This window comes from Streptomyces telluris, assembly GCF_024519335.1.
Lineage (GTDB): Bacteria > Actinomycetota > Actinomycetes > Streptomycetales > Streptomycetaceae > Streptomyces > Streptomyces telluris.
On the sequence record NZ_JANIID010000009.1, the window covers coordinates 47,903 to 63,313 of the forward strand.

The window sequence follows — 15,411 nt, forward strand, 5'->3', positions numbered from 1 at the left end:
AGGACATTCACAAGTGAACAGCAGCCAACGGAGGCTCGCCAGATCCGCCGCCGTGGCCACGGTCGTCGCGCTCGCCGCGACGGCCCTGACCGCGGGGACCACGGCCGGGATCGCTCAGGCGGCCACCACTGCCGACACGCCGTCGGGCATCGAGCGCCACGACCCGGAGCAAGCCGGGAAGAGCGTCGAGCACGACCTCAAGGGGCCGTTCAGCAAGAAGCGCGAGGCTCAGCGCAAGGCCGCGCTCGACAAGGTCATATCCGGGGACGCCCGGGCCGAGCAGCGCGGTGCGTCCAAGGTCGTCCAGCTCGGCAAGGGGAAGTACGTCGAGCTGGGCCGGGAGAAGACCGACAAGATCTTCACGATCCTCGTGGACTTCGGCGACAAGGTCGACGACACCACGATGTACGACCCGGACGGTCCGGACGGCCCCAAGCCGCCCGTGAAGAAGTTCGGCGGCCAGCCGGGCCCGGCGCACAACCAGATCAAGCAGCCGGACCGCAAGCAGGACAACAGCACGGCCTGGGAGAAGGACTACAACCGCCAGTACTTCCAGGACCTGTACTTCTCGCACGACAAGGGCAAGGAGTCCCTGGCCAAGTACTACGAGAGGCAGTCCTCGGGCCGCTACTCCGTCGAGGGCACCGTCACCGACTGGGTCAAGGTCCAGTGGAACGAGGCCCGTTACGGCTCCAACTACTGCGGCTCCACCAACTGCCCGAGCGCCTGGGACCTGGTCCGCGACGGCGTCAACCAGTGGGTGAAGGACCAGAAGGCGGCCGGCCGCAGCGACGCCGACATCAAGGCGGAGCTGGCCAAGTACGACCAGTGGGACCGCAACGACTTCGACGGCGACGGCAACTTCAACGAGCCCGACGGCTACATCGACCACTTCCAGATCGTGCACGCCGGTGAGGACGAGTCCGCCGGCGGCGGCGCGCAGAAGACCGACGCCATCTGGGCCCACCGCTGGTACGCCTACGGTTCGGACGCCGGCAAGACCGGCCCCGCGAACAACAAGGCCGGCGGCACGCAGATCGCCGACACCGGCATCTGGGTCGGCGACTACACCATGCAGCCGGAGAACGGCGGCCTCGGCGTCTTCGCCCACGAGTACGGCCACGACCTCGGCCTGCCGGACGAGTACGACACCACCGGCTCCGGCGAGTCCTCCGTCGCCTACTGGTCCCTGATGTCCTCCGGTTCGTGGCTGGGCCGCGGCAAGGACAGCATCGGCGAGCTCCCCGGCGACATGAGCTCCTGGGACAAGCTGCAGCTCGGCTGGCTGAACTACGACAAGGCGAAGGCGGCGACGAAGTCGACGCACAAGCTGGGCGTGGCCGAGTACAACACCAAGGACAAGCAGGCGGTCGTCGTCGAGCTGCCCGACAAGGCGGTCAAGACCGACGTCGTCAAGCCCGCCGAGGGCGGCAAGCAGTGGTGGGGCGGTCAGGCCGACGACCTGAAGAACACCCTCTCCCGCCCGGTCGACCTCACCGGCAAGTCCAAGGCCAGCCTCGACCTCTCGGCCTGGTGGGACATCGAGGCCAACTACGACTACGCCTACGCCGAGGTCTCCACGGACGGCGGCGCCAACTGGACCCCCGTCGACGGCACGGCCGACGGCAAGTCCATCCCGCGCGACGGCGGCGACAAGCCCGCCCTGACCGGTGTCTCCGGCGCGTACAAGAAGCTGTCGTACCCGCTCGACGCGTACGCCGGCAAGAAGATCGACCTGCGCTTCCGCTACACCACCGACGGCGGCACCACCGGCAAGGGCTTCACGGCCGACGCCATCAGCGTCACCGCCGACGGCACCGCCCTCTTCACCGACGGCGCCGAGGGCGACGACAACGGCTGGACGGCGAAGGGCTTCTCGCGCATCGGCGAGTCCTTCACCAAGGAGTACGCGCAGTACTACATCGCCGAGAACCGCCAGTACGTGTCGTACGACGAGACCCTGAAGTCCGGCCCGTACAACTTCGGCTGGAAGAGCACCCGCCCGAGCTGGGTCGAGCACTACCCGTACCAGAAGGGCCTGCTCATCTGGAAGTGGGACACCTCGCAGGCCGACAACAACGTCGGCGTGCACCCCGGTGTCGGCCGCATCCTGCCGATCGACGCGCACCCGCAGGTCGAGAAGTGGGCCGACGGCTCGGTCATGCGCAACCGCTTCCAGGCCTACGACTCGCCCTTCAGCTGGTTCCCGAGCGAGGGCTACACCGTCCACCAGGACGGCGTGGCGACGCGCGTGAAGGGCAAGCTCGGCACGCCGGTCTTCGACGACCGCAAGGGCACCTACTGGAGCAAGGACAACCCGACCGGCGGTGTGCAGGTTACTGACACCAACACCCGGATCAAGATCCTGTGGCAGGCCCCCGGCGGCTCCACGATGACCGTCCAGGTGGGCCCCTCGGGCAAGTAGTCCCCTGACGATCTGCATCTCTGCAGGTCAGAGCCATATCGGCCGTCGCCCCCTAGCGGGCGGCGGCCGATCGCGTTTAGATGACTGCCGTGACGCTGTTATTGACACCCCGGTCCGGGGAGAGGTGACACGGGCATGGCAGGCGGTGGTTTCTGCAAGCTGCCGGGCGGCAGCGTGGTGGTGGCCCTGTACCTTCCGGGCCCGCCCGGCGGGGGCGCCTCGCCCGGGGCCCGCGTACGGGTGCTGGTACACGCCGCGAACCGGGCACGGGCGCTGACGCGCCTGCGGAACCTGGGCCTGCGCGCCGTCTACCTCCGGGGCAACACGGAGCCGCCGACGCCGGACGAGATAACGGCGGTGCTCCACCACCCCGACGGCCTGGTCTGGCGCGAGGCGCCGGACGACGACACGGAGTCGTGGCACGGGATACGCACGCTGCTGCGCAGCCCTGCTGCGTAGGGGAGTGCCCGGAGTCCTGGGCGGAGCCCCGGTCACCCCGTCTGGACGACCGGCTTCCCGCTCAGCTCGACCCCCGCGTCGCGGAGCTCTCCGAGCGCCTTCTCCGTCGTCCCCGGAGCGACCCCCGCCGTGAGGTCGAGCAGCACGTGGGTCGAGAAGCCCTCCCGCGCCGCGTCCAGCGCCGTCGCCCGCACGCAGTGGTCCGTGGCGATCCCGACGACGTCGACCTCCGTGACGCCCCGCTCGCGCAGCCAGTCCCCCAGGGACACCCCGTTCTCGTCGGTGCCCTCGAAGCCGCTGTAGGCGGCCGCGTACGCCCCCTTGTCGAAGACGGCGTCTATCGCCCCGGAGGCGATGACCGGGGCGAAGTTCGGGTGGAACCCGGAGCCCTCCGTGCCGGCGACGCAGTGGGGCGGCCAGGTGTTCTCGTAGTCCGGCGCGGCGGAGAAGTGCGCTCCGGGGTCTATGTGGTGGTCGCGCGTGGCGACGATGTGCCGGTATCCGGGCGTGGCCTCGCCGACGAGGTCGGTGATGGCCGCGGCCACGTCGGCGCCGCCGGCCACTGCGAGGCTGCCGCCCTCGCAGAAGTCGTTCTGCACGTCGACGATGATCAGTGCACGCTGCATGATGCGGATCCTTTGTGGAAGGGCCCTCGGCCGACAGTGCGGATCGCCTCTCTGTGACCGAGGGTAGTGACTTCCGTTGCGCAATGGGAGAGGGACCCGGAGCGGGGGAGGCCCACCGGGCGCGCGGGGAGCGTCAGAGGTACTCGGTGGGGAGTACCGGCTCACCGCGCGAGAGCTGGGTGGCGGAGAGCGGGAGCCCCGCCCGGGCCGCGGCGTGCCGGTCCCGTGCGGCGTCCAGGGGCTCGCGGGCGACGACCTCGCCGCCGCGGACGAGCTCGGTGATCAGCTGGTGGTCCGCGAGCCCGTCCGGTACCGGGCCGGTGCCGACGACCTCGGCCTCGGCCACCCCGTCCGCGTCGGGCCGGCGCGCGGCCCACTTGCGGCCGCCGATGGAGGTCTTGCCGCCCATGGACTTCTTGGCGACCGGCCGCAACGGGGCGTCCGGGCCGGCCTCGTCCGCGCGGGCCACGAGCTTGTAGACCATCGAGCACGTGGGGTGCCCGCTGCCGGTCACCAGCTGCGTGCCCACCCCGTAGGCGTCGACGGGGGCCGCGGCGAGCGAGGCGATGGCGTACTCGTCCAGGTCGCTGGTGACGACGATCCGCGTCTTGGTGGCGCCCAGGTCGTCCAGCTGCTGCCGCACCCGGTGCGCGAGCAGCAGCAGGTCGCCGGAGTCGATGCGGACGGCGCCGAGCTCCGGCCCGGCGATCTCCACGGCGGTCCGGACGGCCTCGGTGACGTCGTAGGTGTCCACGAGCAGGGTCGTGCCGCCGCCGAGCGAGTCGACCTGGGCGGTGAAGGCGTCGCGCTCGCTGTCGTGCAGCAGCGTGAAGGCGTGCGCACTGGTGCCCACGGTCGGGATGCTGTAGCGGAAGCCGGCCGCGAGGTCGGAGGTGGAGGTGAAGCCGCCCACGTAGGCGGCGCGGGCGGCGGCCACGGCCGCGAGCTCGTGGGTGCGCCGTGCGCCCATCTCGATCAGCGGCCGGTCGCCGGCGGCCACGGCCATCCGGGAGGCCGCGGCGGCGACGGCCGAGTCGTGGTTGAGGATCGAAAGGATCACGGTCTCCAGCAGCACCGCCTCGGCGAAGGTGCCCTCGACGCGCAGGATCGGCGAGCCGGGGAAGTAGACCTCTCCCTCGGGGTAGCCCCAGATGTCGCCGCGGAAGCGGTAGTCCGCGAGCCAGGTCAGGGTCGGCTCGTCGACGATCCGCTGGGCGGCGAGGAAGTCCAGCACGCCGCTGTCGAAGCGGAAGTTCTCCACGGCGTCCAGGACCCGGCCGGTGCCGCCCACGACGCCGTAGCGGCGCCCCTCGGGGAGCCGGCGGGTGAAGACCTCGAAGACCGAGCGGCGGTCGGCGGTGCCGGAGCGCAGCGCGGCCTGCAGCATCGTGAGTTCGTACCGGTCGGTGAAGAGGGCCGTCGACGGAACGTCCACCGGCAGCCTCAAGTCCGCAGCGTTCATGGAACCAGATGCTACCCCCAATCTCGTCAGTCTGACGATTTCTCGGGGCGCGGCCGGGATCGCGCCCCGACGCGCGGCCGGGGGTACCCCCCTTTGTGCATCGCGCCCCCGCGAGTGGCAGCATGGGAAACGTGAGTGTTGCACCGGTCGAGATCGAACGCCCCGAGTCGAGCGAGTCCCCGTACGCGGTGACCGAGCCCGACGTCCCCTGGGTCACGCTGGTCCACAACGACCCCGTCAACCTCATGAGTTATGTGACGTATGTCTTCCAGGCGTACTTCGGCTATCCCAAGGACAAGGCCCACAAGCTGATGCTCGACGTCCACCACAAGGGGCGCGCCACCGTCTCCAGCGGCAGCCGCGAGGAGATGGAGCGCGACGTGCAGGCGATGCACGGCTACGGGCTGTGGGCGACGCTGTCGCAGGACCGTTGATGGCCGGCCACTTCGAGCCGCTGTCCGGCGGCGGGGCCGCCGTGGCCCTGGACGAGGTCGAGGTCTCCATCCTGCGCAGCCTGGCCGTGCAGCTCCTGGAGCTGATCGGCCCGGGCGACGAGTCCGCGGGCCCCGAGGGCGCCGATCCGCTCGCGCGGCTCTTCGCCGAGGGCCCGAGCGAGCCGCCCTCCGACCCCGCGCTGGCCCGGCTCTTCCCCGACGCCTACGGCGAGCCTGGTGCCGAGCAGGACGCGCAGGAGCGCGCGCACGCCGCCGAATTCCGCCGCTACACCGAGAACGACCTGCGCGACCGCAAGCGCGAGGACGCCCTCGCGGTCGTCCGCTCGCTCGACTCGCTCACCGTCGCCGGCGACGAGGCGGCCGTCCTGCGGCTCGCGCCCGAGGACTGCCGGCGCTGGCTGGGCGCGCTCAACGACCTCCGGCTGGCGATCGGGGCGCGGCTGGAAATCGCCCACGACGACGACAGCGAGGCGCTGCTCCGGCTGCCGGACGAGGATCCGCGCAAACCGATGGTGATGGCCTATCTCTGGCTCGGTGGCCTGCAGGAATCGCTGGTAGAGGCACTTATCGGCTGATCGATCAAATGCATCCGGGCGTCCGCTCAGGGAACAATCAAGTCCGGATAACGATCGGATCACCGTAGTAGCGACTTTTGCCTACCCATTTCCCTGTTGTCCGTATTTCTTTGTGGTGCGCGTCACCCGGCCATGATCGCCATTCAGACGATCTACCGGCCACTCGTGATAAATGTTTCCGACCTGCCTCCGTGACGCCACCCATGTTCACGGCGGGAGCGCTGAGCCGGCCGACCGTCGGCACTCGCAGGACTCCATCCGGGGGGATCGGAACCCGATCCGGAGCAACCGGATCGGTATGGAGAAAGGCGCACCACCATGACCTCTGAGCAGGTCGCGGCCCGTACCGCGGACGCAGTCGCGGAACCGGGCCACAAGGGAAGCGGCACGGCTGCTTCCGAGGGTTACGAGCGGGGACTCGGTAACCGGCAGATTCAGATGATCGCCATTGGTGGCGCCATCGGCACCGGTCTCTTCCTCGGCGCGGGGAAGGCCATTTCCAAGGCCGGCCCGAGCCTGATCCTGGCCTATGCGATAGCGGGCCTGGTCATCTTCTTCATCATGCGAGCGCTCGGCGAGCTGCTCATGTACCGCCCGGTGTCGGGCTCCTTCTCGGACTACGCCCGGGAGTTCCTCGGTCCCTTCTGGGGCTATGTGACCGGATGGACGTACTGGCTCTTCTGGGTCGTCACCGGAATCACCGAGGTGACCGCAGCGGCGGCCTATGTGCAGTACTGGGACAAGGACATCCCGCAATGGGTGTCCGCACTGGTCTTCACCGTCATCCTGTATTTCGCCAACCTGATCTCCGTGAAGCTCTTCGGTGAGCTGGAGTTCTGGTTCTCGATGGTCAAGGTCACCGCCATCATCGGCATGATCCTCATCGGTATCGGCGTGCTCACCATCGGCTTCTCCGACGCCGGTGACACAGCGACCGTCTCCAACCTCTGGAACGACGGCGGCTTCTTCCCGCACGGCATCGGCAGCACCCTGATGACCCTGCAGATCGTGATGTTCGCCTTCCTCGCCGTCGAGCTGGTCGGCGTCACCGCGGGCGAGGCCAAGGACCCGGAGAAGACGCTCCCCAAGGCGATCAACACCGTGCCGTGGCGCATCGCGGTCTTCTACATCGGCGCGCTGATCATCATCCTGGCCGTGGTCCCGTGGGGCGAGTTCATGCCCGGCGTGAGCCCGTTCGTGGCCGCCTTCCAGAAGATCGGCCTGCCGGCCGGCGCCGGCATCGTCAACTTCGTCGTCCTCACGGCGGCGCTGTCGTCCTGCAACTCCGGCATGTACTCCACCGGCCGCATGCTGCGCGACCTCTCGCTCAACGGCCAGGGCCCGAAGTTCTTCGGCCAGCTGACCAAGGGCGGCCTGCCGCTGCGCGGCACCACCTTCTCCGCCGCGCTGATGCTCGTCGGCGTGTGGATCAACTACCAGTGGCCGGGCAAGGCGTTCGACTACGTCGTCTCCTTCGCGACCATCTCCGGCATGTGGGCCTGGATCATGATCCTCGTGGCCCAGCTCCGCTACCGCCGCAAGGCCAACCGCGGTGAGCTCCCGCAGTCCACGTTCCGGGCCCCCGGCGCGCCGTGGACCAGCCTCTTCGCCCTCGCCTTCATCTTCACGGTGATCGTGATGATGGGCATCGACGAGAACGCGCGGGTCTCGCTGTACTGCGCCCCCGTCTGGGCGGCGATCATGTGGGTGTCCTACCTCGTCCTCAAGGCCCGCAACCCGCAGGCCTTCGAGCGCAAGGACTACACGCAGGCCGTCGAGGCCGAGCAGAAGGTCGAGCAGGTCGCCTGACGGCCTGACGCCTGAACCCGCCGGACCCCGCACTGTCCGGCATCCGGGCCCGCCCGTACCACTCCCTGGTACGGGCGGGCCCTTCGCTTCACCCCGGCGATCCCCGCGTGCCTATCCTGGGGCGCATGCTGACCATCACCCAGGACCTGTACGACCGGATCGTCGCGCACGCCCGCGCGGACCACCCCGACGAGGCCTGCGGCGTGGTCGCGGGGCCGGCCGGCAGCGACCGTCCCGAGCGGTTCGTCCCGATGCTCAACGCCGCCCGCTCGCCCACGTTCTACGAGTTCGACTCCGCGGACCTGCTGAAGCTCTACCGCGACCTGGACGACCGCGACGAGGAGCCCGTGGTCATCTACCACTCGCACACGGCCACCGAGGCCTACCCCTCCCGCACGGACATCTCGTACGCCAACGAGCCCGGCGCCCACTACGTGCTGGTCTCCACCGCCGACACCGACGGCGAGGGCCCCTTCCAGTTCCGTTCGTTCCGCATAGTGGACGGTCAGGTGACCGAGGAGGACGTCACCGTGGTCCCTGCTTACTGAGCCCGGGGCCTCCGGCGGCCCGCCGCTGTCCGCATGCCGGTACGAACTTCCGGCGGCCGCACACGGAATCGATACGATCGCCCCAGGTGCCCCACCCGTACGCCGACAGGAGCCACATCATGGCCATCGAGGTCCGCATCCCGACCATTCTCCGCACCTACACCGACGGCAAGAAGGCCGTCGAAGGCAGCGGCGCCACCATCGACGAGCTCTTCAAGGACCTGGAGAGCCGCCACGCGGGCATCCGCGAGCGCCTCGTCGACGAGTCCGGCGAGCTGCGCCGCTTCGTCAACGTCTACCTCAACGACGAGGACGTCCGCTTCCTCGCCGGCATCGGCACCGAGCTCGGCGACGGCGACAGCGTCACCATCCTCCCCGCGGTCGCCGGCGGGGCAGAGGTGCCGGGGCGAAGCCCCGTCCGGCCGGGGTGGCGGTCGGGCGACGGGCGGGGCTGAGTCGCGCGCATGCGTTACGACAGCCACCTGGCCTCGGTCGGCAACACCCCGCTGGTGCGGCTGCCCAGGCTCTCCCCGTCCGGGTCGGTCCGCGTCTGGGCCAAGCTGGAGGACCGCAATCCCACCGGCTCGGTCAAGGACCGCCCCGCCCTGCACATGATCGAGCAGGCGGAGCGGAGCGGGCGGCTGACCCCCGGCTGCACCATCCTCGAACCCACTTCCGGCAACACCGGCATCTCGCTGGCCATGGCGGCCCGCCTCAAGGGCTACCGCATCGTGTGCGTCATGCCGGAGAACACCAGCGAGGAGCGGCGGCAGCTGCTCGCCATGTGGGGCGCGGAGATCGTCTCCTCGCCGGCCGCGGGCGGCTCCAACACCGCCGTCCGCGTCGCCAAGGAGCTCGCCGCCGAGCACGCCGACTGGGTGATGCTCTACCAGTACGGCAACCCCGACAACGCCGGTGCCCACTACGCCGGCACGGGCCCGGAGATCCTCGCCGACCTCCCCGAGATCACCCACTTCGTCGCCGGCCTCGGCACCACCGGCACGCTCATGGGCGTCGGCCGCTACCTGCGCGAGCACAAGCCCGGCGTGAGCATCGTCGCCGCCGAGCCCCGCTACGACGACCTCGTCTACGGCCTGCGCAACCTGGACGAGGGCTTCGTCCCCGAGCTCTACGACGCCTCCGTCCTCACCACGCGCTACTCGGTCGGCTCCGAGGACGCCGTGCGCCGCACGCGCGAGCTCCTCACCGAGGAGGGCATCTTCGCGGGCGTCTCCACGGGCGCCGTCCTGCACGCCGCCCTCGGCGTGGCCCGCAAGGCCGAACGCGCCGGGGAGAGCGCCGACATCGCCTTCGTCGTGGCCGACGGCGGCTGGAAGTACCTCTCGACGGGCATCTACACGGCCGCCACCACGGAGGAGGCCGTGGAGGCGCTGCACGGCCAGCTCTGGGCGTAGCCGCAGGCGTGCACCCCGGGCCCGGCGGGCCCGGCCCGGGGGCCCGCCCAGAAGGGTCCGTACCGGTGACTTCAGCCACAACCCCACCTCGCGGAGGAGCGGCCGTCCCGTTCGCGCTTTACGCTCGACGGACCGCATGGCCCCCCGTCACGAGTCAACGGAGGTTCAGGCCCGCATGAAGCTCACCGTCGTCGGATGCTCGGGGTCGTTCCCGTCCACGGAATCGGCCTGCTCGAGCTACCTCGTAGAGGCCGACGGCTTCCGGCTGCTCCTCGACATGGGCAACGGAGCCCTCGGCGAGCTGCAGCGCCACATCGGTCTCTACGACCTCGATGCCATTCTGCTCTCGCACCTGCACCCCGACCACTGCATCGACATGTGCGGCTACTTCGTGGCCCGCTACTACCGGCACGAGGGCGGCCGCGCCGAGGCCATCCCCGTCTACGGCCCGCGGGACACCGAGCACCGGCTGGCCACGGCGTACGGGGACGTGCCCGACGACTCCTGCATGAGCGAGGTCTTCGACTTCCGCACGCTCACCCCCGGCACCTTCTCCCTGGGCCCGCTGACGGTCCGCACGGACCGGGTCCGCCACCCCGTGGAGGCCTTCGCCTTCCGCGTCGAGCACGACGGCAGCGCGCTCGTCTACTCCGGCGACACCGGCCCCTGCGAGGAGCTGCACGGCCTGGCCGACGGCGCCGACCTCCTGCTGTGCGAGGCGTCGTTCACCCACGGCAAGGAGGACATCCCCGACCTCCACCTCAACGGCCGCGAGGCGGGCGAGCACGCCGCGCGCGCCGGTGCGGGCCGGCTGGTCCTCACCCACATCCCGCCGTGGACGGACCCGCTGACCAACCTGCGCGACGCACGGGACGTCTACGACGGGCCGGTCGAACTCGCCCGTGCGGGCGCGGTGTACGAGCTCTGAGCCCCGTTCCTTTCCGTTTTCCGTAAACCCGGAAATGCGCAAGCAAATGCCCCCGGAATCCATGGGATTCCGGGGGCAGCTGCTTGTATTGCCGTTACTTACGAGGTCACGCCTTCAATTCGGCGGACTCTTCCTCGGACTCGCGGCCGGGGGTCTTGAGGTCGAACTTCGTGATGGCGAAGCGGAAGACCACATAGTAGATCGCGGCGAAGCACAGACCCACGAGGACCAGCATCCACGGCTTCGAGGCGATGCCCAGGTTCAGCAGGAAGTCGATGGCGCCGGCCGAGAAGCCGAAGCCGTCCTTCATGCCGAGCGCCCAGGTCAGGGCCATCGAGACACCGGTCAGCAGCGCGTGGATCGCGTAGAGCAGCGGCGCGACGAACATGAAGGTGAACTCGATCGGCTCGGTCACGCCGGTGACGAAGGCGGTGAGCGCGAGGGAGAACATCATGCCGCCGACGACCTTGCGGTTCTCGGGGCGGGCGCAGTGCACGATCGCGAGGCAGGCGGCCGGCAGCGCGAACATCATGATCGGGAAGAAGCCGGTCATGAACTGGCCGGCGTTCGGGTCGCCGGCGAGGAAGCGGGCGATGTCGCCGTTGACGGTGCCCTTGGGGCCCTCGTACGAACCCGCCTGGAGCCACGGGAAGGAGTTGAGCAGGTGGTGCATGCCGACCGGGATCAGACCGCGGTTGGCGACGCCGAAGATGCCCGCGCCGACCGCGCCGGAGCCGACCAGCCACTCGCCGAAGTTGTGCAGACCCGTGCCGAGCACCGGCCAGATGTAACCGAAGACGACGCCGATGAGCAGACCCGCGAAGGACGACAGGATCGGCACCAGGCGGCGGCCGCCGAAGAAGCCCGCCCAGTCCGGCAGCTTGGTGCGGTAGAAGCGCTGGTATATCAGCGCGACCACGAGGCCCATCACGACACCGCCGAGGACCTTGGCATCGACGGCCTGCTCCACCATGGCGACCTTGTGGTCGACCACGGCCTCCTTCTTCGGGAGGCTGCCGTCGGTGAAGGTGCCCAGGACCTTGCTGAAGACCAGGTAACCGGCCACGGCGGCCAGCGCCGTCGAGCCGTCCGACTTCTTGGCGTAGCCGATCGCGACACCCACGGCGAACAGCAGCGCCATGTTGTCGAGGATCGCGCCGCCGCCGGCGGACATGAATTCGGCGATCTTGTTGAGGAACGCCGGGAGGGACTCCTTGCCCAGCATGTCGCCCTGGCCGAGGCGGACCATCAGCGCGGCGGCGGGGAGCACCGCGACCGGCAGCATCAGGCTGCGGCCGATACGCTGGGCAATCGCCATGGCGCCGGCGCCGAACTTCTTCTTCTCCGGCGCAGCGGCGTCGTCAGGCGCCGCCTTTGCCGCCTTGGCGCTCTTACTCATCGGATTCCTCCAGGTGAGGCGGGCGCTCGGGGGAAGGGGGACGGCCCGCTTTTGGTCTACACCACTCAGTGGTTTAGACCTGTTGTAGCACGTGAGTACGGGATAAAGGAATCCGCGCTTCTCCGTGGCTTCGGACACAGCGGAAAGCCCCCGGGCCGCCGGCTCCGGGGGCTCGTTACGGGGTGCGGTTAGTCCTTCACGTTCCCGCGCTCGATCTCCTCCGCGAGCTCTTCCGGCTCACGCCCCGGAGTCGTCAGGTCGAACTTCGTAATCGCGAACCGGAAAATCGCGTAGTAGACGACGGCGAAGCACAGCCCGATCGGAATGATCAGCCACGGCTTGGTCGCCAGCCCCCAGTTGATCACGTAGTCGATCAGGCCCGCCGAGAAGCTGAACCCGTCGTGCACCCCCAGCCCCCAGCTCACCGCCATCGACACGCCCGTCAGCAGCGCGTGCACCACGTAGAGCAGCGGCGCGATGAAGAGGAACGAGTACTCGATGGGCTCGGTGATGCCCGTGACGAACGACGTCAGGCCCACCGAGAGCATCATGCCCCCGATCTCCTTGCGCCGGTGCGGCTTCGCGCAGTGCGCGATCGCCAGCGCCGCCGCCGGCAGCGCGAACATCATGATGGGGAAGAAGCCCGTCGTGAACTGCCCCGCGCTCGGGTCGCCCGCCAGGAAGCGGTTGATGTCGCCGTGCACCACCGTGCCGTCCGGCTTCGTGTAGTCGCCGAACTGGAACCACATGAACGTGTTGAGGAACTGGTGCAGGCCCACCACCAGCAGCGCCCGGTTCGCGACGCCGAAGACGCCGGATCCCCCCGACCCCAGGTCCGACAGCCACTTGCTGAAGCTCGTCAGCGCGTCGCCCACCGGCGGCCAGACGAACAGGCAGACCACCGCGAACAGCAGCGCGACGAACGACATCAGGATCGGCACCAGCCGCCGCCCGTTGAAGAAGCCCAGCCAGTCCACCAGCCGCACCCGGTGGAAGCGCATCCAGAACCACGCGCTGAGCAGGCCGATCACGATGCCGCCGAAGACCCCCGGGTTCTGGAAGCTCGCCGGCGCCGCCGTGCCGCCCGTCGAGACGCACACCCCGCTCCACAGCCCCGCCCCGCCGAACGTCGTCTCCTGCGGGCAGTCCTCCGGGAACTGGTGCAGCACCGAGAAGTAGACGAGGAAGGCCACCACCGCGGCCAGCGCCGTCGAGCCGTCCGCCTTCTTCGCCATGCCGATCGCCACGCCCACGCAGAACAGCAGCGGCAGGCCCAGCGCCGAGTCCAGCAGCGCGCCGCCCGCGCCCGCGAAGACCTTCGCCACGTCCGTCCAGCCCAGGCCGTCCCGGCCGAAGACGTCCGGCTGGCCGAGCCGGTTCAGGATGCCGGCGGCCGGGAGCACCGCGATCGGCAGCTGGAGGCTGCGGCCCATCTTCTGCAGGTTCGAGAAGAGGGTCTGCCAGCGCGCCCGCCAGGGGCTCTGCCGCGGTGCCGGTGCCGCTGTGGCGTCCGTGGTCATCTGCGTCCTCCCGGCCGCCGCCCCGGCGGCGGTCCACTCGGTGCTTGCCGCATACTGGTGTAGACCACTTATGCGGGGTGGTGGGTGAGGCCATCCTTTGCCGGATGGCGGACATTTGCCCGCATAGTTGGGCTGAACGTGGTTTACCGTGTGGAAGCCGGTCGGTGGTACCGCCGAAGGGCCGAAGACAACCAGGAGTGCACATGGCCAGCAAGGCTGAGAAGATCGTCGCCGGCCTCGGCGGCATCGACAACATCGAGGAGATCGAGGGCTGCATCACCCGTCTCCGCACCGAGGTCGCCGACCCGGAGCTGGTCGACGAGGCCGCCCTCAAGGCCGCCGGCGCCCACGGCGTCGTCAAGATGGGCACCGCCATCCAGGTCGTCATCGGCACCGACGCCGACCCGATCGCCGGTGAGATCGAAGACATGATGTGAGCCGCTGAGGCTCCCGCCGAAGGGCCCCGCCCCGGATCGAGCACGACGTCGCCCCGCGCGACGCCGCCGCCAACCGGAACGGGGCCCTTCGCGCTCCCCCGATGCCAGTAGGCTCATCACCATGTCTCGCATCGACGGTCGCACGCCCGACCAGCTCCGCCCCGTGACCATCCAGCGCGGCTGGAGCAAGCACGCCGAGGGCTCCGTCCTCATCTCCTTCGGCGACACCAAGGTCTTCTGCACCGCCAGCGTCACCGAGGGCGTCCCCCGCTGGCGCAAGGGCTCCGGCGAGGGCTGGGTCACCGCCGAGTACTCGATGCTGCCCCGCTCCACGAACACCCGCGGCGACCGCGAGGCCGTCCGCGGCAAGATCGGCGGCCGCACCCACGAGATCTCCCGCCTGATCGGCCGCTCGCTGCGCGCCGTCATCGACTTCAAGGCCCTCGGCGAGAACACCATCGTCCTGGACTGCGACGTCCTCCAGGCCGACGGCGGCACCCGCACCGCCGCCATCACCGGCGCCTACGTCGCCCTCGCCGACGCCATCACCTGGGCCCAGGGCAAGAAGCTCGTCAAGCACGGCCGGCAGCCCCTCACCGGAACGGTCAGCGCGGTCAGCGTCGGCATCGTCGACGGTGTCCCCCTCCTCGACCTCTGCTACGAAGAGGACGTCCGCGCCGAGACCGACATGAACGTCGTCTGCACGGGCGACGGCCGCTTCGTCGAGGTCCAGGGCACCGCCGAGGCCGAGCCCTTCGCCCGCGAAGAGCTCAACGCCATCCTCGACCTCGCCGTCACGGGCTGTTCCGCACTCGACGCCGCCCAGCGCGAGGCACTCGCGGCGACGCTGTAAGCAACCGCCGGAGGGATCAGGAGCGTTCCTACGGGCGTACGGCCGGAAATTCCGGGCCGTGCGCCCGTAGCCGTACCCACAGGGGAGGGGCCCTCATGCCCGCACGCAAGGCAGCACTGGCACTGGCCGCCGCAGCACTCGTCGCCGTACCGCTGGCGGCCGGCTGCTCCACCGCCCAGAAGGCCGTCGACTGCGCCCGCCTCGGCATCGAGATATCCAACGACGTCGACGACCTCCAGCGCAGCGTCACCGACACGGCCACCGACACCGACAACGCGGGCAAGATCCTCGACAACCTCGAGAAGGACACGAAGAAGCTCAAGGACAAGACGAGCAACGTCGACGTCGGCAAGGCGCTCGACCACCTCCAGAAGGCCGTGGGGAACGTCCGCGACGCCCTGCGGGACGACAGGACCCCGGACCTCGCGCCGCTGACGGACGCGGCGGGGGAGCTGTCGAAGGTGTGCACGTCGAAGTAGGCGGGGGAGGGCGCGGACGGG

Annotated in this window: 16 protein-coding genes; 12 read left to right on the top strand and 4 right to left on the bottom strand. The window is 69.7% G+C overall.

Translation table 11 applies throughout. From position 1 onward, the window contains the following. Positions 1-13: 13 nt before the first annotated feature. Positions 14-2,425, top strand: coding sequence for an immune inhibitor A domain-containing protein (locus NQU55_RS12705; RefSeq protein ID WP_168095250.1), 2,412 nt, complete (start codon positions 14-16; stop codon positions 2,423-2,425). Positions 2,426-2,560: 135 nt separating this feature from the next. Continuing rightward, positions 2,561-2,884: a hypothetical protein gene (locus NQU55_RS12710; RefSeq protein WP_168095249.1), complete on the top strand. Its 324-nt coding sequence runs from the start codon at positions 2,561-2,563 to the stop codon at positions 2,882-2,884. A gap of 32 nt (positions 2,885-2,916) precedes the next feature. Here the strand turns inward: NQU55_RS12710 and NQU55_RS12715 are convergent, their stop codons facing one another. Together NQU55_RS12715 and NQU55_RS12720 are read right to left on the bottom strand one after the other, a co-directional pair. Continuing rightward, entirely contained in the window at positions 2,917-3,510 is a 594-nt protein-coding gene (locus NQU55_RS12715) for an isochorismatase family protein (protein WP_168095248.1), read from the bottom strand. A gap of 133 nt (positions 3,511-3,643) precedes the next feature. Beyond that, entirely contained in the window at positions 3,644-4,972 is a 1,329-nt protein-coding gene (locus tag NQU55_RS12720) for a nicotinate phosphoribosyltransferase (RefSeq protein ID WP_256790553.1), read from the bottom strand. A gap of 122 nt (positions 4,973-5,094) precedes the next feature. Between NQU55_RS12720 and clpS the strand changes: the two genes are divergently transcribed. The 7 genes from clpS (at position 5,095) to NQU55_RS12755 (ending at position 10,702) form a co-directional block, all read left to right on the top strand. Beyond that, a complete protein-coding gene (gene clpS / locus NQU55_RS12725) occupies positions 5,095-5,406 on the top strand; it encodes an ATP-dependent Clp protease adapter ClpS (protein ID WP_168092804.1) in 312 nt (103 codons plus the stop codon). Then, positions 5,406-6,002, top strand: a complete 597-nt coding sequence (locus NQU55_RS12730; RefSeq protein WP_168092805.1) for a DUF2017 domain-containing protein — start codon at positions 5,406-5,408, stop codon at positions 6,000-6,002. The genes clpS and NQU55_RS12730 overlap by 1 nt, the downstream gene beginning before the upstream one ends. Positions 6,003-6,320: 318 nt before the next feature. Then, entirely contained in the window at positions 6,321-7,811 is a 1,491-nt protein-coding gene (locus tag NQU55_RS12735; RefSeq protein WP_168092806.1) for an amino acid permease, read from the top strand. Between the two features lie 125 nt (positions 7,812-7,936). Further along, complete coding sequence (locus NQU55_RS12740; protein WP_168092807.1) at positions 7,937-8,359, top strand: M67 family metallopeptidase; 423 nt, start codon at positions 7,937-7,939, stop codon at positions 8,357-8,359. A gap of 119 nt (positions 8,360-8,478) precedes the next feature. Next, positions 8,479-8,814 carry a MoaD/ThiS family protein gene (locus NQU55_RS12745; RefSeq protein WP_168092808.1) on the top strand — a complete coding sequence of 112 codons (336 nt, stop codon included), beginning with the start codon at positions 8,479-8,481 and terminating at the stop codon, positions 8,812-8,814. 9 nt (positions 8,815-8,823) lie between these two features. Beyond that, positions 8,824-9,774: a PLP-dependent cysteine synthase family protein gene (locus NQU55_RS12750; protein ID WP_168092809.1), complete on the top strand. Its 951-nt coding sequence runs from the start codon at positions 8,824-8,826 to the stop codon at positions 9,772-9,774. A gap of 175 nt (positions 9,775-9,949) precedes the next feature. After that, on the top strand, positions 9,950-10,702 hold the full coding sequence (locus NQU55_RS12755) for an MBL fold metallo-hydrolase (RefSeq protein ID WP_168092810.1): 753 nt from the start codon (positions 9,950-9,952) through the stop codon (positions 10,700-10,702). Positions 10,703-10,808: 106 nt separating this feature from the next. Here NQU55_RS12755 and NQU55_RS12760 read toward each other — a convergent pair whose 3' ends face one another. Next, complete coding sequence (locus NQU55_RS12760) at positions 10,809-12,101, bottom strand: PTS transporter subunit EIIC (RefSeq protein ID WP_168092811.1); 1,293 nt, start codon at positions 12,099-12,101, stop codon at positions 10,809-10,811. A 188-nt stretch (positions 12,102-12,289) separates the two neighbouring features. Beyond that, positions 12,290-13,621 (bottom strand): PTS transporter subunit EIIC, encoded by a 1,332-nt coding sequence (locus NQU55_RS12765; protein ID WP_168092812.1) that lies wholly within the window; start codon positions 13,619-13,621, stop codon positions 12,290-12,292. Between the two features lie 203 nt (positions 13,622-13,824). Between NQU55_RS12765 and NQU55_RS12770 the strand changes: the two genes are divergently transcribed. The 3 genes from NQU55_RS12770 (at position 13,825) to NQU55_RS12780 (ending at position 15,390) form a co-directional block, all read left to right on the top strand. Then, positions 13,825-14,058, top strand: a complete 234-nt coding sequence (locus NQU55_RS12770; RefSeq protein ID WP_030369451.1) for a PTS sugar transporter subunit IIB — start codon at positions 13,825-13,827, stop codon at positions 14,056-14,058. A 121-nt stretch (positions 14,059-14,179) separates the two neighbouring features. Beyond that, a complete protein-coding gene (rph, locus tag NQU55_RS12775) occupies positions 14,180-14,911 on the top strand; it encodes a ribonuclease PH (protein WP_168092813.1) in 732 nt (243 codons plus the stop codon). 95 nt (positions 14,912-15,006) lie between these two features. Beyond that, a complete protein-coding gene (locus NQU55_RS12780; protein WP_168092814.1) occupies positions 15,007-15,390 on the top strand; it encodes a hypothetical protein in 384 nt (127 codons plus the stop codon). The last annotated feature ends 21 nt before the right edge of the window (positions 15,391-15,411 follow it).

Coding starts and splice junctions, on each gene's coding strand:
- NQU55_RS12735 (WP_168092806.1), top strand. CDS start 6,321: ATGACCTCTGAGCAGGTCGCGGCCCGTACCGCGGACGCAGTCGCGGAA.
- NQU55_RS12730 (WP_168092805.1), top strand. CDS start 5,406: ATGGCCGGCCACTTCGAGCCGCTGTCCGGCGGCGGGGCCGCCGTGGCC.
- NQU55_RS12710 (WP_168095249.1), top strand. CDS start 2,561: ATGGCAGGCGGTGGTTTCTGCAAGCTGCCGGGCGGCAGCGTGGTGGTG.
- NQU55_RS12770 (WP_030369451.1), top strand. CDS start 13,825: ATGGCCAGCAAGGCTGAGAAGATCGTCGCCGGCCTCGGCGGCATCGAC.
- NQU55_RS12760 (WP_168092811.1), bottom strand. CDS start 12,101: ATGAGTAAGAGCGCCAAGGCGGCAAAGGCGGCGCCTGACGACGCCGCT.
- NQU55_RS12780 (WP_168092814.1), top strand. CDS start 15,007: ATGCCCGCACGCAAGGCAGCACTGGCACTGGCCGCCGCAGCACTCGTC.
- rph (WP_168092813.1), top strand. CDS start 14,180: ATGTCTCGCATCGACGGTCGCACGCCCGACCAGCTCCGCCCCGTGACC.
- NQU55_RS12765 (WP_168092812.1), bottom strand. CDS start 13,621: ATGACCACGGACGCCACAGCGGCACCGGCACCGCGGCAGAGCCCCTGG.
- NQU55_RS12750 (WP_168092809.1), top strand. CDS start 8,824: ATGCGTTACGACAGCCACCTGGCCTCGGTCGGCAACACCCCGCTGGTG.
- clpS (WP_168092804.1), top strand. CDS start 5,095: ATGGGAAACGTGAGTGTTGCACCGGTCGAGATCGAACGCCCCGAGTCG.
- NQU55_RS12755 (WP_168092810.1), top strand. CDS start 9,950: ATGAAGCTCACCGTCGTCGGATGCTCGGGGTCGTTCCCGTCCACGGAA.
- NQU55_RS12740 (WP_168092807.1), top strand. CDS start 7,937: ATGCTGACCATCACCCAGGACCTGTACGACCGGATCGTCGCGCACGCC.
- NQU55_RS12720 (WP_256790553.1), bottom strand. CDS start 4,972: ATGAACGCTGCGGACTTGAGGCTGCCGGTGGACGTTCCGTCGACGGCC.
- NQU55_RS12745 (WP_168092808.1), top strand. CDS start 8,479: ATGGCCATCGAGGTCCGCATCCCGACCATTCTCCGCACCTACACCGAC.
- NQU55_RS12715 (WP_168095248.1), bottom strand. CDS start 3,510: ATGCAGCGTGCACTGATCATCGTCGACGTGCAGAACGACTTCTGCGAG.